The following is a 24,409-nucleotide window of genomic DNA, read 5'->3' as shown; positions in this document are numbered from 1 at the left end:
CCGGCAGGCTCGGGGGGCTGAACCATGCTGCCGCGCGAGCTCGTCTCCGCCGTCACGCGGATCGATCCGGCCCAGCCGGCCGAACGGCTCGCCGACCCGCGCCAGCAAGCCTTCCAGCGCGCCGTCGCGCCCCTGCTGGGCAAGGCCATCCACGGCGAAGTCCTCGCCAAGCTCACCGACGGCAGCTTCGTGGTCAAGGTGGCCGATGTTCCGGCCCGCATGCAGCTCCCGCCCGGCGCCCAGGTCGGCGCCGACGTCCCCATGACCCTGGTCGCCCTGCAGCCGCGCGCCACCTTCCAGGTCGGCGCGCAAGGCCCGGGCGGGCGCGCCGGCTTCAGCGAAGCCGGCCCGCCCCTGCCCGAGGGCGCCGACCCGGCCAAGGCCCCGCTGGCCTACCGCGAAGGCGCGCCCGTGGGCCGCGCCGCCGCCCTGCTGGCCCAGGCCGGCGCCGCCGGCGCCCTTCCCCTGGGCGCCGACACCAATTCCGCCACCCTCAGCCCGACCGGCAAGGCGATCGCCGGCGTGCTGGCCGCGGCCGCCAGAGCCGAGACCCAGCAGAGCGCGGTGGTGGCGCGCACGCCGGCGCTGCCGGCCGCCGGCCTCGAACCCGCCGCGATCGCCCAGGGCCTGCAGCAGGCCGTCGGCAAAAGCGGCCTGTTCTACGAATCCCACGTGGCCGAATGGGCGCGCGGCGCGCGCGCCCTGAGCGAACTGGCGACCGAACCCCAGCAGCAGGCCGCGCGCGAGGGCGCGAAACCGGTGGCGCTGGAGCCCGCCACGGCCCAGTTCATCAACCTCCAGCTCGCCACCCAGGAACAGGCCCGCCTGGTCTGGCAAGGCCCGATCTGGCCCGGCCAGCAGATGGAATGGGAAGTCGAGCGCGAGGCCGACGGACGCCAGGCGGGAGACGACGGGGACGGCGGCGTGTGGCACAGCCGCCTGCGGCTGCGCTTTCCGGAACTGGGCGAACTGGAAGCCGATCTCAGCCTGACCGAGGGCGGCCTGCAGGTGCGCTTCGCGGCCGGCAGCGAGGACAGCGCCAGCCTGCTGCGCCGCCACGCGCCGGAGCTCAGGGCCGCGCTGGAAGCGGCGGGGACCCGCCTGACGGCCTTCGACGCACGCAGCGCCGGCCCCGCGACGGGCGAACGGGATGAGTGAGCCCGGCCAGCCGCGCAAGAACGCGGTCGCGCTCGCCTACGGCGCGGGCGACCCGGCGCCCAGGGTGGTGGCCAAGGGCCAGGGCCTGGTGGCCGAGCAGATCATGGAACGCGCGCGCGAAGCCGGCGTGTTCGTGCACGAGTCGAAGGAACTGGTGTCCCTGCTGATGCAGGTGGACCTGGATCGCGAGATCCCGCCTGCCCTGTACCGCGCGATTGCGGAACTGTTGGCGTGGTTATATCATATCGAGTCGGCTCGGAAGACCGGCGGGCCAGCGCCCGCCGCGCCCGCTGCGCCTACCCACTCAGCCCACCTGGACCCCGTGGCAACGACGAGCAAGGACGATCCGCAGCAATGACCAACGCAGAACTCGAAAACTGGCACGACTACGAAGTCGGCTCGCCCCGCGAAATCGTCTCCCTGCTGCGCCAGATCGGCGAGAAGCACCAGCTGATCCGCATGCTGGTCAAGGGCGAGGCCGACGTGGCCGTCACCTCCATCCTCGACGTCGACGCGGACGAAGGCACCTTCGTGCTGGACCGTTCGGTCGATCCGCTGCAGAACGAGCGCATCGTCGGCGCCGGGCGCGTGATGTGCGAGACCTACCTCGACAAGATCCGCATCCTGTTCGCCGCCGAAGGCCTGCGCGAAACCAGCTTCCAGGGCGGCCACGCCCTGCTGGCCGACATTCCCGCTACCCTGATCCGCCTGCAGCGGCGCGAGTTCTACCGCATGCCGACCCCGGTCAGCAATCCGGTTCGCGCTCTGATTCCCCTGCCGCTCGCGGCGGGCGGCGGCAGCGGCGTGTTCCCGCTGCACGACATCAGCGTGGGCGGCATCGCCATCCTCGACAACAAGCTTCAGCTCGGCAACACCATCGGCCTGGTCTACGAGAACTGCCGCATCGAACTGCCCGAGATCGGCCCGATCACGACCTCGCTCCAGATCCGCAACTCGCTCGACATGACGTTGCTGAACGACAAGACCAACCGGCGCCTCGGCTGCCAGTTCGTCGACATCTCGCGCGGCGCCATGGCCGGCGTGCAGCGCTACATCACCCGCCTCGAACGCGAGCGCAACGCGCGCCTGGCCGGCCTGGCCTGAACCGGCGCGCGGGCGCTGACCGACAAACAGTGCTCAACGCCAATTGACAGTTAGGCTACACTAGGGGTATCCGCACCTGTCGATGCCCGCGATGCCGCCTTTTTCCCCGGAACACCGTCACTTCTCCACCGCCTTCGCCCACTCCCTGGTCGGCATGGCGCTCGTGGGCCTGCGCGGCCACTGGCTCGACGTCAATCCAGCCCTGTGCCACATCCTCGGCTATACGCGCGCCCAGTTGCTGGGTGGCACCTTCCAGGATCTGACCCATCCCGAGGACCTGGCCACCGACCTGGGCCTGATGGCGCGCACCCTGGCCGGCGAGATCGAGAGCTACCACCTGGAAAAGCGCTACCGCCACGCCGACGGCAGGCTGGTGTGGGCCATGCTGACCGTCACCCTGGCGCGCGACGGCGACGGCCGCCCGGAATGCTTCGTGTCCCAGGTGATCGACCTGTCGGCCCAGAAGGCGGCCCAGGAGGAGCGCGACAGCTTCTTCTACCAGTCCAGCAGCATGCTGGCGATCGCCGACACCGAGGGCCGTTTTCTCCAGCTGAACCCGGCCTGGACCGAGGTGCTGGGCTGGACCACCCAGGAACTTCTGGCGCGTCCCTACATCGACTGGGTGCACCCGGACGACGTGGCGCGCACCCTGGCCGCCGGCGAAACCCTGCGCGCCGGCGGCGTGATCGCCGGCTTTCGCAACCGCTACCGCCACGCCGACGGCGGCTGGCGCTGGCTCGAATGGGGCAGCCACACGGTGCGCGACGGCCGCCTGTACTGCACCGTGCGCGACGTCACGCGCCAGGTCGAGGACGAGGAAGCCCTGCGCAGCCAGGAAGAAAAGATCCGCCTGCTGATCGACGGCGCCCACGACGCCTTCATCGGCATGAGCGAGGACGGCGTGATCACCGAATGGAACAAGCAGGCCGAGCTCACCTTCGGCTGGGCAGCGAGCGAGGCGATCGGGCGTCCGATGGACGAGCTGATCGCCCCGCCACGCCTGCGCCAGCTGCACCTGGACGGCATGCGCGCCTTCCTAGCGCGCAGCACCGCGCCCGGCTACAGCAAGCGGACCGAGGTGCCGGCCCTGCGCCGCGACGGCCGCGAGATCCTGGTCGAGTTCGCGGTGGGCATGGTGCCGCACCGCGGCCGGCGCTATTTCTACGCTTTCCTGCGCGACGTCTCCGAGCAGCGCCGCTACGCCGAGCGCATGCACTACCAGGCCACCCACGACTTCCTGACCGGCCTGCCCAACCGCTACGAATTCATGGGCCAGCTGGCGCGCGCGGTCGACAAGGCGGCCCGCCACGCGCATGCGCTGGCCCTGCTGTTCATCGACCTGGACGGCTTCAAGGCGGTCAACGACCAGTGCGGCCACGAGGCGGGCGACGCGGTGCTGACCGAATTCGGCGCGCGCCTGGGCCAGGCGGTGCGGCGCAGCGACCTGGTGGCGCGCCTGGCGGGCGACGAGTTCGTGGTGATGCTGGAAGAGTCGCCCAACATGGACCGCGAGGCGCGCGAGGTGGCTCAGCGCATCCTGGCCGCGGCCGCGCAGCCCTATCCGCTGCCGGAAACCTGCCCGGCCATCGGGGCCAGCATCGGCATCGCCCTGTACGGCGCGGGCGACAGCGCCGACGCCCTGCTGTCGCGCGCCGACACCGCGATGTACGCGGCCAAGCGCGCCGGCAAGAACCGTCTGAGCATCGCGACGGAGTCAGGCGATGTTCAATCCGCCGTCGACGGCCAGCACCTGTCCGGTGATCCAGGCGCCGGCATCTGAAACCAGGGCCACGATCATCGCCGCCACGTCCTCCGGTTCGCCGCGTCGTCCCAGGGGGATGCGGCGCGTTTCCTCTTCCTTGACGGCCGCGATCTGCGCCGGCGACAAGCCCATGCGCTCGGCCAGGAAGTCGCTTTCGGTGGGGCCGGCGGCGACCGCGTTGACGCGCACGCCGGCGGGAGCCAGTTCCAGCGCCCAGCAGCGCGTCATGTGTTCGAGCGCCGCCTTGCTGGCCCCATAGTGCGAGAGCATGGCGCCGGCCTTGCGGCCGAAGGTCGAGGAGATGTTGACGATCGCCCCGCGTCCGGCGCGCAGCAGGGGCAGCGCGGCGCTGGCCAGCAGCGAAGGACCGACCACGTTGACGTCGAGGATGGCGCGGATGCGCGCCGCGTCGGCGTCCTCCAGCGCCAGGATGGCGCCGGCGCCGGCATTGTTGACCAGCACGTCGAGCCGTCCCCAGCGCTCGGCCACGATGGCCACGGTGCGCGCCGCGTCTTCCGGCGCGCCGGCGTCGGCGACGATCCAGTCGATGCGGCCCTGCGCTTCGGCGCTGTCGGCCAGGGCGCGCAAGGGTTCCTCGCGACGCCCCGTGACGACCACGCGCGCGCCGGCGCGGGCAAAGCGCAGGGCGGCGGCGCGGCCGATGCCGGCGCCGCCGCCGGTGATCAATACGACTTTCTCTTCAAGATTTGGCATGCTGTGCTCCCTCGTCCGGTGGTTGAATGGCGCGGGGGTGAGGCCCGAAATGGGCGATGCGGCGCTCCAGGCGGTCGCGGCGCGCCTCCAGCACGGCGATCAGCCCGTCCAGCTCCTCGCGCTTGCGCAGGAACAGGGCTAGTCCGGCGGCGCAGCTGCGCGCGTCGTAGACGCCGCCCAGGCAATCCATCATGCCGGCGATCTGGCGCGTGCCGAAGCCGCAGTCAAGCAGGTCGCGGATCCAGCCGACCTGCTCCACCGCGCGCGCATCGAACACGCGGTAGCCGTTGGGCCCGCGCCGCGCGCGGATCAGGCCCTGGGATTCGTAATGGCGCAGGGTGCGGGGACTGACCCCGGCGGCCCGCGCGAGCGCTCCGATTCGCAATTCTCACTCCTTGTCGTGATTGTGCGGGCCTGACGCTAGCGGCAAGGTCAAGCCCTTATCGACAAGACGAGTGGAAAGCGCCAGGCGTGACATGGCGCGCCCGGGGCGGCGCTTCAGCCGGGCAGGTAGCGCGCGGCCGGGCGCGCGTTGCCGAACAGGCCCGAGAGTTCGCGCCGCGCGGCCTCGAAGGCGGTCCACCGCTCGCCCTGGTGCAGGCCGGGGATGGTGACGGTTTCGCCCAGCGCCAGGCCGGCCAGGGCGGCGTCGACCAGGTCGTCCACGTTCATGACGATGTCCGCCGGCAGGCGCTCGAGCGGATGGCCCAGCACGTCCCAGAAGCCGGTCGCCGTGACGCCCGGCAGCACCGCCTGCACGCGCAGGCCCTTGGGGCCCTGCTCGTGCAGGAGCGACTGGGTAAAGGCCAGCACATAGGACTTGGTGGCGCCGTAAACGCCGTTCATCATCTCGGTGGCCACCGCCACGATCGAGGAGACGTTGACGATGGCGCCGCCGCCGCGCTCCACCATGCCCGGCGCCAGCGCATAGCTCAGGCGGGTCGGCGCGGTGACGTTCAGTGCGATCATGCGCTCCATGGCGTCGGCGTCGCCGCCCAGCAGCGGCGCGACCGAGCCTACGCCGGCGTTGTTGACCAGGAGCGTGAGGTCCTGGCGGGCGCGCAGCACCGCTTCCACGCGGCGCAGCTGGACCGGATCGGCCAGGTCGGCCGCCAGCACTTCGGCGCGCCGTCCAGTAGCGTCCAGCACCTGTTGCGCGACCCGCGCCAGCCCTTCTTCGCTGCGCGCCACCAGGATCAGGTCATAGCCCTGGCGCGCAAGGCGGTCGGCGTAGACCTCGCCCATGCCGGCCGATGCGCCGGTGACAACGGCGGTGCCCTTGTTTTCTGCTCGTGTCATGTGTTGCCCCTTTCAGTGTTGACCGGGACAGTGTAATGACGAAGGCCTAAAGATGCAAATATTTTGCATCTTTAGGCCTTCTATCGAAAGACAGAAGCTCGAGCAGTGCGGATCAGCGGGCGGCGGCCACCGCGTCGAGGATCACCTTGGCCACGTCGGCGGGACGCGACTGCTGCGGCACGTGGCTGGTGGGCAGCTCGGTGCTGCGGGCGCCGATCTTCTTGGCCAGGTCGCGCTGCAGTTGCGGGTCGATCATGCGGTCCTTGCCGGCGACGATGTAGTAGGAAGGCTTGGTCTTCCAGGCGGCGACGGTGGCGCGCTCCTCGAAGGCCTTGACCTGGATCGGGCCCTGGGTGGCGGTCATCACCGCGGCCTGGGCAGCCGGCACGTCCTGGGCGAAGTCCTCGCGCATCGCGGCCAGGGGCAGGGTCAGGAAGCCTTCGGCATCGGCCACGAACTTCTTCGCGCCCGGCGGCACTGGATAGCCCTTGCCCACTTCGGCGCTGGCCTGGCCCGGCTCGAGGGCGAAGGCGGCCACGTACACCAGGTTGGCGACCTTGTCGTGCTGGCCTGCCTCGCTGATCACCGAACCGCCCCAGGAATGGCCCACCAGCACGACCTTGCCGGTCTGGGCGTCGAGCACGCGCTTGGTGACGGCGACGTCGTCCTTCAGCGAGGTCAGGGGATTCTGGATCGCGGTGACCTTCACGCCCTTGGCCTGCAGCAGCGGGATCACCTTGGCCCAGTCGGAACCGTCGGCGAAGGCGCCGTGGACGATCACGACCGAGGCCTGATCCTTGGCTTCGGCGGCGGGAGCGGCGTGGACGGCGCCGGCGGCGAGGACGGCGGCGGCAGCCAGGGTGCGCAGGGTGGTGTTCAGCTTCGACATGGTGCTCTCCTTCGTGGTGGGTTAGTGTGAAGCCAGTATAGGGAGCGGCCATGCGGGCCGGTATCGGTCGATCGACCGACCCGGCGCGGCCGGACGAAGCGGACGCTCAATGCAGCGAGGTGGAGGGTGCGGCCGAGACGGCGGCTGCGGCGGAAGCGGAGACGGCGGAGGAGGAGGCGCCGCGGCGCAGCCACTCGCCGGGACTCATGCCGCAATGGCCGGAAAATGCGCGGGTGAAGGCGGCCTGCGAGCCGTAGCCCACCGCCGAGGCGACGATCTTGAGAGCGGTCCCGCGCCGCATCATCTGCTGCGCCAGGCGGATGCGCCAGTCCGCCAGGTAGGCGATCGGCGGCACCCCGGCCAGCTCGGTGAAGCGCGCCGAGAACTTCGAACGCGACATGCCGCACAGCCGCGCCAGCCCATCGACTTCCCAGTCCCGCTCGGGCTCCCAGTGGATCGCGCGCAGGGCCTTGCCCAACTGGGGGTCGAGCATGCCGACCAGGACGCCGCGCTCGATCATGCCGCGCGCCAGGGCTTCGCGCACCAGCAGGATCAGCAGGTATTCGAACAGCACGCCGAGCGCCTTCTCGCGCGCCGGATGGTCGGCGCGCAGCTCCGCCGCGAGCAGCCGCAGCACCGGCCCGGCGGCCGGCAGCGCGTCCACCGCGAATACCAGGGTGCGCTCGACCCCGAGCGGATTGCCCAGGCCGATCACCTTGCCCAGCTCGAAGCTGGCGCAGACCACCGGCGCCGGCCGGATGCCGGCGGATCGGATGCGGTAGGTGCAGCTGTCGGGGCAGAGCAGGATGGCGGGATCGTTCACCGCCAGCGCCGGCCGGCCTTCCTGCACCAGTTCCACCCCGCCCTCCTCGACCAGGTGCAACAGGGCGGTGCCGGGCTCGCGGGCGAGCGTCAGCACGCCGTCGAGCTGGCCGGCATAGAACAGGCGCCCGCGCAGCTGCAGGCGCTCGAAGAAGTCGGAGATCAGGTCCACGATACCCATCTTACGCCCAGCGCGGCGCGCCGGGCCCCTCCCTCGCCTCTGCCTTTGGAGGTGGCCGCGCAGCTTCTTCGAAAAAAAATCGCCGGCCATGTCACAGCCCGCCGCCCCGGCTCGTCTTGTCTGCATGAGGGACGCACGGGGCGTCCCGCACACCGAAAGGAAGAGACCATGTCCGCACGCCTGAACCTGTTTTCCCTCGCACCCGCCAACCTCAAGGCCCTGATCAACCTGTCGATGACCAACAAGCAGGGCGCTCTCGGCGAGCGCCTGGTGGAGCTGGTCCAGCTGCGCGTGTCCCAGCTCAATGGCTGCGGCGTGTGCATCGACATGCACTGGCGCGACCTGGTCAAGCAGGGCGCCGATCCGCGCCACCTGAATTCGCTCGCAGCCTGGCGCGAATCGCCCTTCTTCAGCGAGCGCGAACGCGCCGCCCTGGCCTGGGCCGACGCCGTCAACGCCCTGCCGCAGCGCGACGACACCGACGCCGCCTGGCCGGCTCTGCGCGAGCATTTCTCGGAGGCCGAGATCGCCGAACTTGGCTATACTATCGCGGCCATCCGGGGCTGGAACGTGATCAACCTGAGTCTGCGCAACCAGATCCCGGTCAATCCGCCGCCGGGCATGTAATCGGGCACGCCACTGGCCAGGGCGCGCCGCCACCGATGGAGCGCGCACACCCTTGTATCCGCCAGACCTGTCCTCCCCTCCCTCCCCCCTGAACGGCATGGATGCGGCCTCGCTCGACCAGGCCCTGCGCGCGCTCGCCATCGTGGGCGACCTGAGCATGGGCCAGCCGATCGACCAGTCCGACCGCACGGCGCGCCTGGCCGCGCGCCTGGCCCAGGAAGACGGCGCCGCGCCGGCGACCGTCGCCCATGCGCGCATGGTGTCCCAGCTGCGCTGGTCGGGCTGCACCGCCAACGCCTCCGGCTTCGCCGAGCTGCTGGGCGACGACGTGGGCGGGCGCAACGCGATGCTGACGCGCACCTTGCGCCCGGACCAGGAAAGGCGCATGGCCGACACCGTGGCCCTGGCCGAGATCCACTGCGAAGTCGCGGGCGACATCGCCGCCATCGTCGGCCTGCCGGCGGTGGTCGAAACCGCCCTGCGCCAGATCTGGGAACACTACGACGGCAGCGGACGTCCGGCCGGCCTGAGCGGCGACCAGGTGCCCGCGGTCGTCTACTACACCACGCTGGCCGGCGACCTCGAGATCCTGGCGCGCTCGCGCGGCATCGGCGTGGCGCTGGACATCATCCGCAGCCTGTCGGGCATCAAGTATCCCCCGGCCCTGGTGCGCCTGCTGGAGCCACACGCCCAGGCCTGGATCGAGGCGCTGGAAAACGAGGAGGAGCCGCTGGCGGGCGCCGACTTCCTGCCCGCCTCGGTGCCGCTGACGGTGGTGGCCGACATGATCGAACTCAAGCTGCCCTGGCTGGCGGGCTATTCGCGCCGCGTGGCCGTGCTGGCGTGCGAGGCCGCCCGCCTGGCTGGGCTGCCGGACGCCCAGCAGCGCTGCCTGGCGCGCGCCGCGCTGCTGCACGGGATCGGCCGCGCGGCCGTGTCCAACACGATCTGGGAACGCAAGGGCCGGCTCAGCGCGAGCGACTGGGAAGCGGTGCGCCTGGTGCCCTACTGGACCGCGCGCGCCGGCGCCCGCCTGCCCGGCCTGAACCAGGACACCGCGCTGGCCTCCCACGTGTACGAACGCCTCGACGGCAGCGGCTACTTCCGCAGCCTGGACGGCACGACCCTCGGCCAGGCCCAGCGCCTGCTGGGCGCGGCGGCCGCCTACGTGGCGCTGCGCTCGCCGCGGCCCTGGCGCGCGGCCCACGAGCACACGGCGGCCCTGGCCCTGCTCGACGCCCAGGTCACGGGCGGCCGCTTCGAGCGCGCCGCGGTCGACCTGGTGACGGCCGCCGCCACCGGAGCCCAGCCGGCCGCGCCGGCCGCCTGCGCGCGCATCGCCCTGTCGGCGCGCGAGATCGAGGTGCTGCAGCGGATCAGCCTGGGCGAGAGCAACAAGGAAGCGGCGCGCACCATGCAGATCAGCCCCAGCACCGTGCGCACCCACGTCGAGAGCATCTTCCGCAAGCTGGACTGCTCGACGCGGGCCGCGGCCACCCTCAAGGCCCTGACCCTGGGCCTGATCTAGCGGCCGGCGCCGCGCGCGCCGCCGTCCTTTCCCAAGCTCCTCCCCAAGCCGGGCCGGCCTTCCCCGGGCGCCCGGCCCATCCTCGACCTCACCTGACCGAGATGTAGAAGGCGCACTCCCCCCTATGCCGTATTGCTTTTTCAAAACATATTAAGTATTTTGTATATATCTTTTTATCCGCTCCAACACCGCATGCCATGAACACCACGACCATCCTGCTGTCCTCGTTCATCCTGTCGGTGACGGGCCTCCTGGTCTTCATCTGGTCGCTGCGCAACCGCCTGTTCGAGCCCAGTCCGGCGGCGGCCCGCACCATCTTCTCGGAGGGCGAAATCGGGCGCAGCGACGACCCGGCCGGCACGCCGGCCCAGAACGCGGCCATGGGCGCGATCGACGCGGCCAAGGGCAAGACCGCGCCGCCCCCGGCGGTGGCGGAGAGCCTGGCCGCCGAACTCGGGGCGCGCATCGAGGCCGACCGCTCGAGCAGCCTGGTGACCTTCCTCTTCCTCGGCTGCTCGATCGTGTGGTTGCTGGTGGCTACCGCCGCCGGCCTGCTGGCCTCGATCAAGCTGCACCAGCCCGACCTGCTGGTCGACCAGGCCTGGCTCACCTTCGGCCGGGTGCGCACCCTGCACCTGAACGCGGTCGCCTACGGCTGGGCGCCGATGGCGGCCCTGGGGATCGCGATGTGGATGCTGCCGCGCCTGCTCAAGACCCCGCTGGTGGGGGCGCGCTACGCGGTGATCGGCGCCATGGTCTGGAACGCCGGCCTGGTCGCGGGCCTGGGCTGCATCGCGGCGGGCATCAGCGACGGCATGGAATGGCTCGAGATCCCGTGGCAGGTCGACGTCCTGTTCGTGATCGGCGGCGCCCTGGTCGGCCTGCCCCTGGTCTACACCCTGCAGGCGCGCACCGTGCACCACCTCTACGTCTCGGTGTGGTACATGGGCGCGGCCCTGTTCTGGTTCCCCACCCTGTTCCTGGTCGGGAACCTGCCGGCGGTGCACTTCGGCGTGCAGCAGGCGGCCATGAACTGGTGGTTCGGCCACAACGTGCTGGGGCTGTTCTACACGCCCATGGCCCTGGCCTGCGTCTACTACTTCCTGCCCAAGATCATCGGCCGCCCGGTGCAGTCGTACAACCTGTCGCTGCTGGGCTTCTGGACCCTGGCCTTCTTCTACGGCCAGGTCGGCGGCCACCACCTGATCGGCGGCCCGGTGCCGGGCTGGCTGATCACGCTGTCGATCGTGCAAAGCGTGATGATGATCATCCCGGTGCTGGCCTTCACCGTGAACCAGCACCTGACCCTCAAGGGCCACTTCGATCGCCTGCGCCATTCGCCGACCCTGCGCTTCATCGTGCTGGGCGGGATGATGTACACCCTGAGCTCGATCCAGGGCTCGATCGAAGCCCTGCGCAGCGTGAACACGGTGGCCCACTTCACCCACTTCACCGTGGCCCACGCCCACCTCGGCCTGTACGGCTTCTTCACCCTGGTGATGTTCGGCGCCGTCTACTTCGTGATGCCGCGCGTGATGGACTGGGAGTGGCCCTACCCGGGCCTGATCTCGCTGCACTTCTGGCTGGTGTGCCTGGGCTTCGCGATCTATTTCACCGGCCTGAGCATCGGCGGCTGGCTGCAGGGCCTGGCCATGCTGGACGCCGCGCGCCCGTTCATGGACTCGGTCAACGTGACCATCCCCTGGCTCAAGAGCCGCTCGGTGGGCGGCGCCATCATGGCCCTCGGCCACCTGGTGTTCGCCTTCCACTTCGTGCTGATGGCGACCCGCCGCGGCCGGCGCCGCCTGGGCGCGGCCATGCTGAACGACCTCGCCGTCCCGCGCGCGGCCTGAAGGAGCAAGGATGCAAGACGAACTGAAACTGCTGGGCGGCGCGATGGCGACCCTGGCCCTGGCCGTGTCGGCCCTGGTGGTGGTGCCGCACATCCAGCTCAGGGACGGCGAGCCGCCGCCCGGCCTGAAGCCCTACACCTCGGCCCAGCTGCGCGGCCGCGAGGTCTACATCGCCAATGGCTGCATCTACTGCCATTCGCAGCAGCCGCGCGACCGCGCCCAGGCGCCGGACGACAAGCGCGGCTGGGGGCGCGCCTCGGTGGCGGCCGACTACCACTACGACCGCCCGCACCTGCTGGGCACCATGCGCACCGGTCCCGACCTGTTCAACATCGGCGCACGCCAGCCCAGCGCCGACTGGCACCTGGGTCACCTGTTCCAGCCGCGCGCCTATGTGCCCGGCTCGATCATGCCGGCCTACCGCTACCTGTTCGAGGTCAAGGACAAGGCCGACCCGGGCGAACGCGTGGTGAGCATGCCGGATGGTTACAAGCCGCCGGGCAAGGTGGTGGTCGCGCGCCAGGAGGCGCTCGACCTGGTGGCCTATCTGCAGGGCCTGGACCACACCTACCCGGCCGTGGAGACGGCCGCCACCCGCCGGGAGCGCAAATGAGCGAGCCCATCGACCACCCGCCGGGCCACGAGGATGCGCAGCGGCGCGAGAACCCCGACCCGACCGAATCCGAACGCCCCTTCCCGCTGCCGCTGCTGGCCCTGGTGGCCGGGCTGCTGCTGTGGGGCGTGGGCTACATCCTGACCGAGCAGCGCAACGACGACGCGGCCTGGGGCGACCGCCGCACCGCGTCGACCCTGGAAGCCCAGGCGACCGGCGCGGTCGACGGCGCCCAGCTCTACGCCGCCCAGTGCGCGGCCTGCCACCAGGCGAGCGGCGCCGGCCTGCCCGGCGCCTTCCCTCCGCTGGCCGGATCGGAATGGGTGACCGGCGATCCCAGGCGGCTGGCCGACATCGTGCTGCACGGCGTGAGCGGCGCCCTGACCGTCAAGGGCACGGTCTACAACGGCCAGATGCCGGCCTTCAAGGACAAGCTGGGCGACGTCGAGCTGGCCGCCCTGCTGAGCCATCTGCGCACCCAGTTCGGCAACAGCGCCGGCGCGGTCGACGCCAGGCTGGTGGCCGAGACGCGCGCCGCCAGCGCGGCGCGTACCGCGCCATGGAACGGCGACGATGAACTGGCCGGCTACAAATAATCCGGCTTCGGCGCGCGCCACCGCGGGCGCCGTGCTGGCGCTCGCGCTGGCCGGCTGCGCCGCGCTGCACTACGCCACCGCCGGTTTTCGCGCGGTCTCGACCGAGGCCGTGCGCCGCCTGCAGGTGGACGAACGGCCGCTGGTCTTGCCCGCCGCGCGCCTGGAAGACAGCGAGGGCGCGCCGTCCACCCTGAACGCGGACGCCCGTACGGCCATCGTCAGCTTCGTCTACGTGCGCTGCCAGTCGGTGTGTCGCGCCCTGGGCAGCGAGCTGCAGCGGATGCAGGAAGCAATCCGCGCGCGCGGCGCCGGCGACCGGGTGCGCCTGGTGACCCTGAGCTTCGATCCGCGCGACGACGCCGAGGCCCTGCGCGCCTGGGGCAAGGGCATGCGGGCCGATCCCGCGCTGTGGCGGCTGTACCGCATCGCCGACGAAGGCGAACGGCGACGGCTGCTGGACAGCTTCGGCGTGGTGGTGGTGCCGGCCCCGCTCGGCGAGTTCGAGCACAACGCGGCCTTCCACCTGGTCGACCGTGACGGGCGCCTGGTGCGCATCATGGATTACGCCGACCCGGCGGCGGCGCTCGAGGCCGCGCTGGCGCTGGCCGCGGAGGACGCATGAGGCCCGCCGCCGGCGCCGCCGGCGGCCTGGCCCTGCTGGCCGCCCTGTTCCTCACGCGCGGCTGGATGGAAGCGAGCATGCTGCGCCACATGCTGTTGCAGCTGCCGCTGCTGGTGCTGTGCGGCGCCTTGCTGCATGCGCAGGCGCCGGCCCGCGTGCGCCAATTTGGTGCACGTCTCGACCTGCAGGGCCTGGCCTCCTTCACCGCCCTGCTGTTTGTCAGCACCTACTGGATGGTGCCGCGCGCGCTCGAACAGGCCTTGTTCGCGCCGGCGGCGGAGGCCGCGAAATGGATCTCGCTGCTGGCGGTGGGAGCCTGCCTGCCGGGCGCCCTGGCCCGCGCGCACCTGGTGGTGCAGCTGTTCTTCGTGGCCAACCTGTGCGCGATGATGGCGATCGCCGGGCTGCTGTACCAGGAGCTGCCCCAGCGCCTGTGCAATGCTTATCTGCTGGACGACCAGGCCGCGACCGGCGCCGGGCTGGTGGGCCTGGCGCTGGCGCTGGCGGCCGCCTGGTGCGCGGCCAATGGCCGGCGTTTCCTGGACCCGGCGCGGCCGGCGCGGTCAGATGCCTAGCCCGGCGCGCTCAGTGCGGATGCACGCTGCTGCCGGGGCGGATCAGGCCGCGCTGGGCCGCGACCACCACCGCATGGGTGCGCGCGGTCGCATCGAGCTTGCTCATCACGCCCTTGACGTGGGTCTTGACCGTGCCCACGCCGATGCCCAGCTTGCGTGCGATCGACTTGTTGCAACAGCCCTGGGCCAGCAGTTGCAGCACGTCGGTTTCGCGGCCGGTCAGGGTTTCGCGGCTCAGGCTGTCGGCCACGCTGCGGGTCACCGATTCGCTCAGGTAGCGCTGGCCCTGGGCCAGGGTGACGACGGCCTTCTGCAGTTCGTCCGGGCTGCAGGACTGCAGCACGTAGCCGTGCACGCCGGCGTCCATGGCGATGCGCACCTCGAATTCCTTGTCGAGCTGGGTCACGATGAGCACGCTGGGATGGCGCAGCGAATCGGACATGGGCTGGCGCGCCAGGGAGATGCCGGTGTCGTAGTCGGCGACCAGGACACGCGCCACGCGTTGCGCCTCGGGCTGGCGCAGGTTGGTCGTGACGCGCAGTTCGGGCAGTTCAGCGATGATGGCATGCAGGCCGGCGGTCATGACCGGATCGGCGTGCATGATATGGATGGCGGATGAAATCGTATGCATGGTCTGCTCCTGGTAGACGACGACGGGCGACAGGGTTGGGGTCAGTCCCGAGTTTTATCTTGGAACTTCCCAAGCCTCCAAGCAAGTTAAGACATGTAAAAAATGCGCCGCCGGGGCCTTCATCGAGGCCAGGGCAATTGCGTTATACTTGGCCGATCATGCGCCTGACCTCCTTCACCGATTACACGCTGCGCACCCTGCTGCACCTGGGGAGCAACCGCGAGCGCCTGGTCACCATCCAGGAAATCGCGGACCTGCACAACATCTCGAAGAACCACCTGATGAAGGTGGTGAACGAGCTTGCGCGCAACGGCGTCATCGAGACCATCCGCGGCCGCAACGGCGGTTTTCGCCTGGCCCACGAGCCCGAGGACATCAACGTCGGGGCCGTGGTGCGCATGAGCGAGAGCGATTTCTACATGGCCGAATGCTTCGACCCGAACGGCAGTCCCTGCGGCCTGACCAAGGCCTGCCGCCTGAAGGGCGTCCTGGGCAATGCCACCAATGCCTACCTGGCGGAACTCGATCGCCACACCCTGGCCTCGCTGCTGCCGGAACCGGCGCCGCGCGAAGCGCCGGTGGTATTCCAGCGAAAAAAAGCGGCCTGAGCCGCCCCCTCCCCGATCCCGACCCGCGCCGCCCCTACGCCGGCTGCCCTCCCGCTTCGACGAAAAAAACTGGGGTCGGAGTCGACTTTTTGGGCAATTCCCAAAAGTTGTCAAACAATTCGACTCCGACCCTATTTTTTCTTAGCTCTGCGGAAAGAAAGGAAAGCGCGAAGCTTGTGAAGGTTCAAGGCGGGTGAACTTGCCTTTTCGAGGATCGATGCTTTGGCGAACTCGGCAGGCCGAAAAAAAGTAGGGTCGGAGTCGATTTTTTGGACAATTCCTTAGAGTTGTCAAAAAATTCGACTCCGACCCTAGTTGTGCGCCCTGCGGCGCCGACCCGGGATGGGTCGGCGGTGGGAGCAGGCTTAGAAGCCGTAGCTGGCGCGGGCGTAGATGTAGCGGCCCGAACGGCCGAAGGGCGCGTAGTTGGCGAAAGGCGTGTTGCCGGTGGTGTTCAGGGCCGGCGGCAGGGTCTCCGGATACTGATCGAACACGTTGTCGGCGCCGAGCGCCAGGCTCAGCTTCGGCGTGAGCGCATAGCGCGCTTCGAGGTCGACCAGGGTCTTGGCGCCCAGCTCGAAGTCGAAGTTGGCCGTGGTGCCAGGCGACAGCACCTTGCCGTAGCGGGTGGCGCGCACGGTGCCGCCCCACTTGCCCAGCTTCCAGTTCACGTTGGCGCTCAGCTTGTTCTCCGGCTGGCCTTTTTCCAGCGACAGCACGTTCAGGCGGTCGAACAGCACCGGCGCCGGGCTCAGGGCCGACAACTGGGCCGTCTGCGGCACCTTGGTGACCTTGGTGTCGGTGAAGTTGCCGGCCAGGGTGAAGTCGAAGCGGCCCGCCGCGCCCGCGTTCCACGGCCAGCTCACCACCACGTCAACGCCCTTGGTCTCGGTGTCGACGCCGTTGATGAAGAAGCGGCCGCCGCCCACGCCGATGAAGCCGCGGCTGGTCAGGTAGCTGCGCACATTGGCCTGGGTCAGGTTCTCCGACAGCACGATGCGGTCGTCGATGTCGATGCGGTAGGCGTCCACCGTCAGGTTGACGTCGCCGAAGCGCATCACCGCGCCGATCGAGGCGTTGATCGATTCCTCGGCCTCGAGCGGCTTGGCGCCCAGGGCCACCGCCACCGGGTCGCTCGGCTTGAAGGTGGTGATCTCGAAGGGCACGCCGTTGATGAAGTTGGTCGAGGTGGCGGTGAAGTTCTGCTGCTGCGGCGAAGGCGCGCGGAAGCCGTTCTGGATGGTGCCGCGCAGCGCGAATTCCTTGCTGAAGTCATAGCGCGCCGACAGCTTGCCCGCCAGGCTGTTGCCGAAGTCGGAATACTTCTCGCCGCGGATCGCGAACGAGGTCAGCAGCTGCGGGGTCAGGTTGGCTTCCAGGTCGATGAAGGCGCCGACCGCGTTGCGGTGGCTGTTGGTCTCGTTCGAGGGACGGAAGCCCGGGAACACCTGGGCGCCCGGCGCCGCCGGGGTGCCGTTCGGCAGCACCTGGCCGTAGTAGTCCCAGGACTCGCGCTCGCCCGCGAACAGCTTGTAGCCTTCGCGCCGCGCTTCCATGCCGACCGCCACGTTCAGCGGCGAGGCCAGGCCCGCGATCTCCACGCTGCGCACGCCGGTCAGGTTGAGCACGGTCTGGTCGTAGGAATAGCCACCCGCATAGAACTCACGCTTGCTGGTCGGCCCGATCGAGCGGTTCAGCGTGTTCTGGATGTCGTACTCCATCTTGTTCTTGCCGTAGCCCAGCGAGGCGTCCATGTCCCAGGCGCCCCAGGTCCAGGTCGCGCCGCCGGTGGCCGCGTAGTCGTCCACGCTCGGCGCGATGATGGGCAGGAAGCCGTCCGGATAGATCGAGGGCACGTTGCGCGCATCCTGGGCGGTGCGGAAGAAACCGCCCGAGCGGGCGTCGCGGTTCTGGTAGCTGGCCCAGCCGTAGAGCTTGACGCCGCCGCCCAGGCTGGCGCCTGCGTTGGCGAACAGGGTGCTCTGCTCCATTTCCGGCTCGCCGTACCAGGCGTTGAAGCGGTTGATGGTGTTCTCGCGCGGATCGAAAGCGCCGCTGGCCAGGCGCGGGTATTGCTGGCGCATGTCGTAGCCGCTGCGCTCGGTGCGGTGCTGGTCGCGGTATTCGGCGGCGATGGTCAGGTAGCCGTTCTCGCCCAGTTCCAGGCCCTTCCACACGCTGACGGTGGCGGTCTGGCCGTCGGTGCGCTTGCGCGAGGCGGGCGCGGTGCCGGCCCAGGGCGCGCCGGCCGGGGCGGCGTCGTTCCACAGGTCGTATTCGGTCTTGCGCGCGCCGTAGGTGACGGTCGCCTCGCCGCCGCTGCGGTCGGTGCGCAGGCGGATGTTGACCACGCCCGAGATCGCGTCCGAGCCGTACTGGGCCGCCGCACCATCGCGCAGCACCTCGACGCTCTTCACGATCGCGGTCGGGATGGTGTTCATGTCCACCGCCGCCGAACCACGGCCGATCGAGCCGTTGACGTTCACCAGCGAGGAGGCATGGCGGCGCTTGGAGTTGACCAGCACCAGGGTCTGGTCGGGAGCCATGCCGCGCAGGGTGGCGGGACGGATGGTGTCGGTGCCGTCCGTGATCGCCGGACGCGGGAAGTTCAGCGACGGCAGGGCGATGGAGAGCGCCTGGTTCATCTCGGTGGTGCCGGCGTTCTTGAGGGTCTCGGAGGAGACGATGTCGACCGGGGCCGCGGTGTCGAGCGCGGTGCGGTTGGCGACTCGGGTGCCGGTCACGACGACGGTGGCGGCGGCCGAGGGTTCGGCTGCCTGCGCACCCGCGGCGCCGTCCTGCGCCTGCGCGGTGCCCGCAAACAGGGAAGCGATGGCCAGGGCCAGTACTGTTTTTTCCGTTACTTGTTTCTTCTGCATCTTCAATCCTTTTCTTGTTGTCCTGCGCAGCTTGAACGTTTCCCGGAGGGCAACGCCCGGTCCATGCTGCGTGACACAGTTGAAGATGTCAATTCGTAACGATGTTGCTTTGTGGTATTTACAACAGTGTAAATCTGTCAGGATGGCGTAAGCTTCGCGCAGGGACGAAACGCCTTGTCGAAACCGCAGCCCTTCTTTCGTCGTGGATGCGGAAGGCCGGCCCACGGCCCGGATCGTCGACCACAGGAGGAAGCATGACGGAGCAGACCAAGGGACCCGCGTCCTATTTTCCCTCGATCGAAAAGAAGTACGGCCAGCCGGTGGCGCACTGGCTTGGTTTGCTGGCCGCCAGGAAGGGGATGAAACACATGGAAATGGTGAACTGGCTCAAGACCGAGCACGGCCTCGGCCATGGGCATGCGAATGCCCTGGTGGCCTGGCACCTGGCCCAGCCGGGCGCCGCCGGCTGAACTCAGACCTGCATGTTCATGATGTCGTGGTAGGCCGACACCAGCTTGTTGCGCACCTGGACGGTGGCCTGGAAGGCGATGCTCGACTTCTGCATCGCGATCATGGTGTCCGACAGGCTGACCGTGTCGTCGCCCATGGCGAAGCGCTTGCCCAGGTCCGCCGCGACCTGGGACTTGTTGCTGACTTCCTGCAAGGTGGAATGCAGGGCGTCCGCGAAATCCAGCTTGGCCACGGGCTTCTCGCCCAGGCCCGCGGGCGCGAGCGAGGGTGCGGCCGGCTTGGCCGCCGCCGCCTTCAACTGCTCCATCATCGCCTGGATGCGGCTGCTATCGATACCACCTATGCCGCCGATGCCGCCTATGCTCATCTTCTTCTCCTGAGTGTTGCCCTGTAGAATCATCACCAGATGATCTCAGGCTGTCAGAATAGCAGCGCGAGGGCAAATGCGATCGGTGAGGAAGACGGTAAATCTCCCCCTGTTTCCCGATTTGATTGTTGCCCTACGGCTCCATAATTGCTGCCTGAGCCCCCAATCCCTACCCTATTCCAGACCATGGCAGCAGCAGCGGAAGAACTTCTCGATACGCCCCAGGCGGCAGCCCAGGACCGGCCGCCGACCTTTTTCCAGACCACGATGGGCAAGCGCATCGCCGTCGGCGGCGGCGTCGCCATCATCCTGGCGATCATGGTCGCGGTCTGGATGTGGAGCCAGGCGCCGGAATACCGGGTCCTGTTCGCGAACTACAGCGACCGCGACGGCGGCGCGATCACGGCTTCGTTGGACCAGATGGGGGTGCCCTACAAATTCTCGGACGGCGGCAACGCCATCCTGGTGCCGGCCGAACAGATCCACGACCTGCGCCTGAAGCTGGCGGCCCAGGGCCTGCCCAAGGGCGGCAACGTCGGCTTCGAGCTGATGGAAAACCAGAAGCTGGGCGTGTCCCAGTTCCTGGAACAGGTGAACTACCAGCGCTCGCTGGAAGGCGAACTAGCGCGCTCGATCCAGTCGCTGGGCTCGGTCAGCAACGCGCGCGTCCACCTGGCCCTGCCGAAACCCTCGGTCTTCGTGCGCGACCAGCAGAAGCCGACCGCATCGGTGCTGCTCAACCTGCAGCCCGGCCGCGCCCTCGACCCGGGCCAGGTCAGCGCCATCGTCCACCTAGTCGCCTCCAGCGTGCCGGAACTGACCATCGGCAACGTCACCGTGGTCGACCAGAACGGCAACCTGCTGTCCGACACCAGCAACAAGCAGGCGGGCGCCAAGCAGCTCGACCCGACCCAGCTCAAGTACATCGACCAGGTCCAGCAGAACATCATCAAGCAGGTCGAATCCATCATCAAGCCCATCGTCGGCGAAGGCAATGTGCGCGCCGAGGCGACCGCCGAGGTGGACTTCGCCCAGGTCGACACCGCGGCCGAGATGTACAAGCCGAACTCGCCGCCCGAGCCCCAGGCCATCCGCAGCCAGCAGACCTCGGAGTCGAGCCAGGCCGGCGCCGGTCCCTCGGGCATCCCGGGCGCGCTGTCGAACCAGCCGCCGGGTGTGAACACCGCGCCGATCGAGGGCCAGCAGCCGCCGGCCCCGGCCCAGGCCGCAGGCGGTCCGACCAGCAAGAATTCGACCACCAATTACGAAGTCGACAAGACCATCCGCTACGAACAGCGCCCGATGGGCGGCATCAAGCGCCTGACCGTGGGCGTGGTGGTGAACCATCGCCGCATCGTCGATCCGGCCACCGGCAAGGTCACGGTGCGCCCGCTGTCCGCCAACGAAGTGGCCCAGATCAACGAGCTGGTCAAGCAGGCGATGGGCTACAACCAGGCCCGTGGCGACACCCTGAACGTGGCCAACGTGCCCTTCGAGGGCGTGGACAAGCCGGCCGAAGCAATCCAGCCCCTGGCATGGTGGGCGGACCCGGCGAACTTCCCGCTGTTCAAGGAAATCGCCCGCTACGCCTTCGTCGCCGCCGTGATCGCCTTCCTCTACTTCCGCTTCCTGCGCCCGCTGCTGCGCCCGGCGATCAAGAAGTTCGACGAGGCCACCGCGATGCCGGAAGAAGAGAAGAAGGACGAGGACGAGGAAGATGCCGCGGCAGAAGCCGAGGCCGAAGCCGAGGCGGTACAGGAAGAGGAAGTGGAACAGCAGCGCCGCGCCCAGGGTTACCGCGCGAACCTGCAGATGGCGCAGGATCTGGCGAAGGAAGACCCGCGCATCGTGGCTAACGTGATCAAGGCATGGCTGGGTACAAATGAGTGATAAAGACAAAGACGGCACCAACAAGGCGGCGATCCTGATGCTGGCCCTGGGTGAGGAGCAGGCCGCCGAGGTGATGAAATTCCTCGGCCCGCGCGAAGTGCTGAAACTCGGCGCCGCCATGGCGCAGATGAAGGCGGTACAGCACGAGCAGGTGGTGACCGTGCTCGAAGAGTTCGTCGAAGAGACCAACCTGCACTCGACCGTCGGCCTCGACTCGGACGAATACATCCGCCAGGTGCTGACCAAGGCCCTGGGCGACGACAAGGCCGCCGTGCTGCTCAACCGCATCCTGGGCGGCAAGGACGCCTCGGGCATCGAGAGCCTGAAGTGGATGGACGCCACCTCGGTGGCCGAGCTGATCCGCAACGAGCACCCGCAGATCATCGCCACCATCCTGGTCCACCTCGAGCGCGACCAGGCCTGCGAGATCCTGAGCAATTTCACCGAGCGTCTGCGCAACGACGTGGTGCTGCGCATCGCTACCCTGGACGGCGTGCAGCCGGCCGCGCTGCGCGAGCTGAACGACGTGCTGACCAAGCTGCTGTCGGGTAACGAGAACATCAAGAAGTCCTCGCTGGGCGGCGTGCGCACCGCGGCCGAGATCCTGAACTTCATGAGCGGCGAGCAGGAAGCGGCCGTCATGGACAACATCAAGAACTACGACAACGACATGGCGCAGAAGATCATGGACGAGATGTTTGTGTTCGACAACATCATCGACATCGACGACCGCGGCATCCAGCTCCTGCTGCGTGAAGTCCAGTCCGAGATGCTGATCATCGCCCTGAAAGGCGCGTCGCAGGACCTGCGCGAGAAGATCTTCAAGAACATGTCGCAGCGTGCCAGCGAGATGATGCGCGAAGACCTCGAATCGAAAGGCCCGGTCCGCCTGTCGGAGGTAGAATCCCAGCAAAAGCAGATCCTGCAGATCGTTCGCCGCCTGGCCGACGAAGGCCAGATCGTGTTGGGCGGCAAGGGTGAGGATTCCTTCGTTTGATGATTCCGAAAGAACAGCAAAGCGCCTACCAGCGCTGGGAAATGACCAGCTTCGACGAGGAGCGCCGCCAGAACGCGCGCCGCCTCGCCGAGCAGTACGCCCCTGCCCCGGCCCCCGTGCCGGAAGCGGCGCCCCAGGTGGTGCTGCCCAGCGTCGAGGAAATCGAAGCCATGCGCGAGGCGGCGCGCCAGGAGGGCTATGCCCAGGGCCTGGCCGAGGGCCGCGAGCAGGGTTACGCCGAGGGCCGCGCCCAGGGCTATGCCGACGGCGCCGAAGCCGGCCAGCAGGAAGCCGCCGCCGAAGTCCAGCACATGCGCGCCATCGCCGCCAGCTTCGGCGACGCGGTCGCCGCGGCCGACGAGACCATCGCCGCCGACGTGCTGGAACTGGCCCTGCGCCTGGCGCGCGGCATGGTGCGCACCGCCTTCGAGGTGCGCCCGGAACTGATCGTGCCCATCGTGCGCGACGCCATCGCCTACCTGCCGGTGCTGCAGCAGCCGGCCACCCTGATCCTCCACCCCCAGGACGCCCTGATCGTGCGCGAAGGCATGGCCGACGAGCTGAACAAGGGCGGCTGGCGCATCGTCGAGGACGCGAGCATGGGGCGCGGCGGCTGCAAGGTGGAAACCGCCAGCAACCAGATCGACGCCCAGGCCCAGGCGCGCTGGAGCCGCCTTACCCATGCCCTGGGGGCCAACGTGGACTGGATGGGACCCTGACATGAGCAGCGCCGAGCAGCAGGACCGCCAAGGCGGAAGCCAAGGCGGAAGCCAAGGCGGAAGCCAAGGCGGAAGCCAACAGGACCGCCACACCGCGCGCTGGAAATCCTACCTGCGCGACTGCGACGCTCTGGTCGGCTTCGCCGAGCCGATGCAGGTCTCAGGCCGCGTCACCCGCGTCGCCGGCCTGGTGATGGAATGCGTGGGCCTGCGCCTGGCCGTGGGCAGCGCCTGCACCATCCCGACCGCCAGCGGCGCCCACATCGAGGCCGAAGTGGTCGGCTTCGAGGGCGAACGCCTGTTCCTGATGCCCCAGAGCGACGTCGAGGGCGTGGTGCCCGGCTCGCGCGTGTTCCCGGTCGAGAGCGTGCTGCCGAAACCCGGCAGCGTGCCCCATCCGCGCCGCCGCCCGAGCGACCGCGCGCGCCACCTGCCGGTGGGCGAGCAACTGCTGGGCCGGGTGGTCGACGGCGCCGGCCGCCCGCTCGACGGCCTCGGCCCGCTCGGCACCCATGAAGTGGCGCCGCTCAACGCGCGCCCGGTCAATCCGCTCGACCGCGCCCCGATCAAGGACACCCTGGACGTCGGCGTGCGCGCCATCAACGCCATGCTGACCGTGGGCCGCGGCCAGCGCCTGGGCCTGTTCGCCGGCACCGGCGTGGGTAAATCGGTGCTGCTGGGCATGATCGCGCGCTATACCGAAGCCGAAGTCATCGTGGTCGGCCTGATCGGCGAACGGGGCCGCGAGGTGAAGGAATTCATCGAGCAGATCCTGGGCCCGGAGGGCCGCGCCCGCTCGGCCGTGGTGGCCGCGCCGGCCGACTCCCCGCCCCTGATGCGCCTGCAGGGCGCCGCCTATGCCACCGCGATCGCCGAACACTTCCGCGACCAGGGCAAGAACGTGCTCCTGATCATGGACTCGCTCACCCGCTACGCCATGGCCCAGCGCGAGATCGCCCTGGCGATCGGCGAGCCGCCAGCCACCAAGGGCTATCCGCCCTCGGTGTTCGCCAAGCTGCCGGTGCTGGTCGAGCGCGCCGGCAACGGGCTCGAGGGCGGCGGTTCGATCACCGCCTTCTACACCGTGCTGTCCGAGGGCGACGACCAGCAGGATCCGATCGCGGATGCCGCGCGCGGTATCCTGGACGGCCACATCGTCCTCAACCGCCACCTGGCCGAAGCCGGCCACTATCCGGCGATCGACATCGAGCAGTCGATCTCGCGCGCCATGCACGGCATCACCACCCACGAGCACCAGCTGGCGGCGCGCAAGCTCAAGCAGCTGTATTCGCGCTACCAGCGCTCGCGCGACCTGATCAGCGTCGGCGCCTATGCCGCCGGCAGCGACCCGGTGCTCGACCAGGCCATCGCCAAGCACGATCAGATCGAGTCCTTCCTGTGCCAGGAAATCCACGACAACGTGGGCTTGCCGGAGAGCTTGGGGCAACTTACCTCGCTATTCCAAGGATAGAAAGATGCTCAAGGGCACTATACTCTGAGTCAT

25 protein-coding genes are annotated in these 24,409 nt (G+C 69.1%); 17 read left to right on the top strand and 8 right to left on the bottom strand.

Annotated features, from left to right (window positions below; genetic code table 11):
- The first annotated feature begins 24 nt into the window (after window positions 1-24).
- The 4 genes from B0920_RS19170 to B0920_RS19155 all read left to right on the top strand — a co-directional run bounded on the left by B0920_RS19170 (window position 25) and on the right by B0920_RS19155 (window position 4,042).
- Window positions 25-1,158, top strand: coding sequence for a flagellar hook-length control protein FliK (locus B0920_RS19170; RefSeq protein WP_078034238.1), 1,134 nt, complete (start codon window positions 25-27; stop codon window positions 1,156-1,158).
- A complete protein-coding gene (locus B0920_RS19165; protein WP_078034237.1) occupies window positions 1,151-1,516 on the top strand; it encodes an EscU/YscU/HrcU family type III secretion system export apparatus switch protein in 366 nt (121 codons plus the stop codon). The genes B0920_RS19170 and B0920_RS19165 overlap by 8 nt, the downstream gene beginning before the upstream one ends.
- A complete protein-coding gene (locus B0920_RS19160; RefSeq protein WP_078034236.1) occupies window positions 1,513-2,262 on the top strand; it encodes a flagellar brake protein in 750 nt (249 codons plus the stop codon). Before B0920_RS19165 ends, B0920_RS19160 begins: the two co-directional genes overlap by 4 nt.
- 91 nt (window positions 2,263-2,353) lie before the next feature.
- Complete coding sequence (locus tag B0920_RS19155) at window positions 2,354-4,042, top strand: PAS domain S-box protein (protein WP_179119229.1); 1,689 nt, start codon at window positions 2,354-2,356, stop codon at window positions 4,040-4,042.
- On the opposite strand, the gene B0920_RS19150 is transcribed toward B0920_RS19155, so the two are convergent.
- The 5 genes from B0920_RS19150 to B0920_RS19130 all read right to left on the bottom strand — a co-directional run bounded on the left by B0920_RS19150 (window position 3,977) and on the right by B0920_RS19130 (window position 7,920).
- Window positions 3,977-4,738 carry an SDR family NAD(P)-dependent oxidoreductase gene (locus tag B0920_RS19150; protein ID WP_078034234.1) on the bottom strand — a complete coding sequence of 254 codons (762 nt, stop codon included), beginning with the start codon at window positions 4,736-4,738 and terminating at the stop codon, window positions 3,977-3,979. The two genes, B0920_RS19155 and B0920_RS19150, sit on opposite strands and share 66 nt — an antisense overlap.
- Window positions 4,725-5,123, bottom strand: a complete 399-nt coding sequence (locus B0920_RS19145; protein WP_078034233.1) for a MerR family transcriptional regulator — start codon at window positions 5,121-5,123, stop codon at window positions 4,725-4,727. The genes B0920_RS19150 and B0920_RS19145 overlap by 14 nt, the downstream gene beginning before the upstream one ends.
- Window positions 5,124-5,236: 113 nt before the next feature.
- A complete protein-coding gene (locus B0920_RS19140) occupies window positions 5,237-6,037 on the bottom strand; it encodes an SDR family oxidoreductase (protein WP_078034232.1) in 801 nt (266 codons plus the stop codon).
- Window positions 6,038-6,149: 112 nt separating this feature from the next.
- On the bottom strand, window positions 6,150-6,926 hold the full coding sequence (locus B0920_RS19135; protein ID WP_078034231.1) for an alpha/beta fold hydrolase: 777 nt from the start codon (window positions 6,924-6,926) through the stop codon (window positions 6,150-6,152).
- Between the two features lie 106 nt (window positions 6,927-7,032).
- Complete coding sequence (locus tag B0920_RS19130) at window positions 7,033-7,920, bottom strand: AraC family transcriptional regulator (protein ID WP_179119228.1); 888 nt, start codon at window positions 7,918-7,920, stop codon at window positions 7,033-7,035.
- A gap of 177 nt (window positions 7,921-8,097) precedes the next feature.
- On the opposite strand from B0920_RS19130, the gene B0920_RS19125 reads away from it, so the two are divergent.
- The 7 genes from B0920_RS19125 to B0920_RS19095 all read left to right on the top strand — a co-directional run bounded on the left by B0920_RS19125 (window position 8,098) and on the right by B0920_RS19095 (window position 14,343).
- Window positions 8,098-8,556, top strand: a complete 459-nt coding sequence (locus B0920_RS19125) for a carboxymuconolactone decarboxylase family protein (protein WP_078034229.1) — start codon at window positions 8,098-8,100, stop codon at window positions 8,554-8,556.
- A gap of 97 nt (window positions 8,557-8,653) precedes the next feature.
- On the top strand, window positions 8,654-10,084 hold the full coding sequence (locus B0920_RS19120) for an HD domain-containing phosphohydrolase (protein WP_078034228.1): 1,431 nt from the start codon (window positions 8,654-8,656) through the stop codon (window positions 10,082-10,084).
- A 197-nt stretch (window positions 10,085-10,281) separates the two neighbouring features.
- Window positions 10,282-11,937: a cbb3-type cytochrome c oxidase subunit I gene (locus tag B0920_RS19115; RefSeq protein WP_078034227.1), complete on the top strand. Its 1,656-nt coding sequence runs from the start codon at window positions 10,282-10,284 to the stop codon at window positions 11,935-11,937.
- Window positions 11,938-11,947: 10 nt separating this feature from the next.
- The gene (locus tag B0920_RS19110; RefSeq protein ID WP_078034226.1) at window positions 11,948-12,550 is read left to right on the top strand and encodes a cbb3-type cytochrome c oxidase subunit II; all 603 of its coding nucleotides are present in this window, start codon (window positions 11,948-11,950) and stop codon (window positions 12,548-12,550) included.
- Window positions 12,547-13,146: a cytochrome c gene (locus tag B0920_RS19105; protein ID WP_078034225.1), complete on the top strand. Its 600-nt coding sequence runs from the start codon at window positions 12,547-12,549 to the stop codon at window positions 13,144-13,146. Before B0920_RS19110 ends, B0920_RS19105 begins: the two co-directional genes overlap by 4 nt.
- A complete protein-coding gene (locus B0920_RS19100; RefSeq protein WP_078034224.1) occupies window positions 13,124-13,768 on the top strand; it encodes an SCO family protein in 645 nt (214 codons plus the stop codon). The genes B0920_RS19105 and B0920_RS19100 overlap by 23 nt, the downstream gene beginning before the upstream one ends.
- A complete protein-coding gene (locus tag B0920_RS19095; RefSeq protein WP_078034223.1) occupies window positions 13,765-14,343 on the top strand; it encodes a hypothetical protein in 579 nt (192 codons plus the stop codon). The genes B0920_RS19100 and B0920_RS19095 overlap by 4 nt, the downstream gene beginning before the upstream one ends.
- A 10-nt stretch (window positions 14,344-14,353) precedes the next feature.
- Here the strand turns inward: B0920_RS19095 and B0920_RS19090 are convergent, their stop codons facing one another.
- The gene (locus tag B0920_RS19090; RefSeq protein WP_229455769.1) at window positions 14,354-14,974 is read right to left on the bottom strand and encodes a response regulator transcription factor; all 621 of its coding nucleotides are present in this window, start codon (window positions 14,972-14,974) and stop codon (window positions 14,354-14,356) included.
- A 158-nt stretch (window positions 14,975-15,132) separates the two neighbouring features.
- Here B0920_RS19090 and B0920_RS19085 point away from each other — a divergent pair, with 158 nt between their 5' ends.
- Window positions 15,133-15,582, top strand: coding sequence for an Rrf2 family transcriptional regulator (locus B0920_RS19085; protein WP_078034222.1), 450 nt, complete (start codon window positions 15,133-15,135; stop codon window positions 15,580-15,582).
- 365 nt (window positions 15,583-15,947) lie between these two features.
- Here B0920_RS19085 and B0920_RS19080 read toward each other — a convergent pair whose 3' ends face one another.
- On the bottom strand, window positions 15,948-18,461 hold the full coding sequence (locus tag B0920_RS19080) for a TonB-dependent siderophore receptor (protein ID WP_078034479.1): 2,514 nt from the start codon (window positions 18,459-18,461) through the stop codon (window positions 15,948-15,950).
- A 254-nt stretch (window positions 18,462-18,715) separates the two neighbouring features.
- On the opposite strand from B0920_RS19080, the gene B0920_RS19075 reads away from it, so the two are divergent.
- Window positions 18,716-18,931: a DUF4287 domain-containing protein gene (locus B0920_RS19075; RefSeq protein WP_078034221.1), complete on the top strand. Its 216-nt coding sequence runs from the start codon at window positions 18,716-18,718 to the stop codon at window positions 18,929-18,931.
- A gap of 2 nt (window positions 18,932-18,933) precedes the next feature.
- Here B0920_RS19075 and fliE read toward each other — a convergent pair whose 3' ends face one another.
- Window positions 18,934-19,299, bottom strand: coding sequence for a flagellar hook-basal body complex protein FliE (gene fliE / locus B0920_RS19070; protein WP_078034220.1), 366 nt, complete (start codon window positions 19,297-19,299; stop codon window positions 18,934-18,936).
- Window positions 19,300-19,485: 186 nt separating this feature from the next.
- Between fliE and fliF the strand changes: the two genes are divergently transcribed.
- The 4 genes from fliF to fliI are packed head-to-tail and all read left to right on the top strand — an operon-like array spanning window position 19,486 to window position 24,376.
- A complete protein-coding gene (fliF, locus tag B0920_RS19065) occupies window positions 19,486-21,189 on the top strand; it encodes a flagellar basal-body MS-ring/collar protein FliF (RefSeq protein ID WP_078034219.1) in 1,704 nt (567 codons plus the stop codon).
- Window positions 21,182-22,186 carry a flagellar motor switch protein FliG gene (gene fliG / locus B0920_RS19060; protein ID WP_078034218.1) on the top strand — a complete coding sequence of 335 codons (1,005 nt, stop codon included), beginning with the start codon at window positions 21,182-21,184 and terminating at the stop codon, window positions 22,184-22,186. The genes fliF and fliG overlap by 8 nt, the downstream gene beginning before the upstream one ends.
- Window positions 22,186-22,905, top strand: a complete 720-nt coding sequence (gene fliH / locus B0920_RS19055) for a flagellar assembly protein FliH (RefSeq protein WP_179119227.1) — start codon at window positions 22,186-22,188, stop codon at window positions 22,903-22,905. The genes fliG and fliH overlap by 1 nt, the downstream gene beginning before the upstream one ends.
- Entirely contained in the window at window positions 22,868-24,376 is a 1,509-nt protein-coding gene (gene fliI / locus B0920_RS19050) for a flagellar protein export ATPase FliI (protein ID WP_373887904.1), read from the top strand. Before fliH ends, fliI begins: the two co-directional genes overlap by 38 nt.
- The last annotated feature ends 33 nt before the right edge of the window (window positions 24,377-24,409 follow it).

This window comes from Massilia sp. KIM (assembly GCF_002007115.1).
Classification (GTDB): Bacteria; Pseudomonadota; Gammaproteobacteria; order Burkholderiales; family Burkholderiaceae_D; genus Telluria.
The sequence above is the reverse complement of the archived record's forward strand: the minus strand, read 5'-3'. Positions and strand labels throughout refer to the sequence as shown.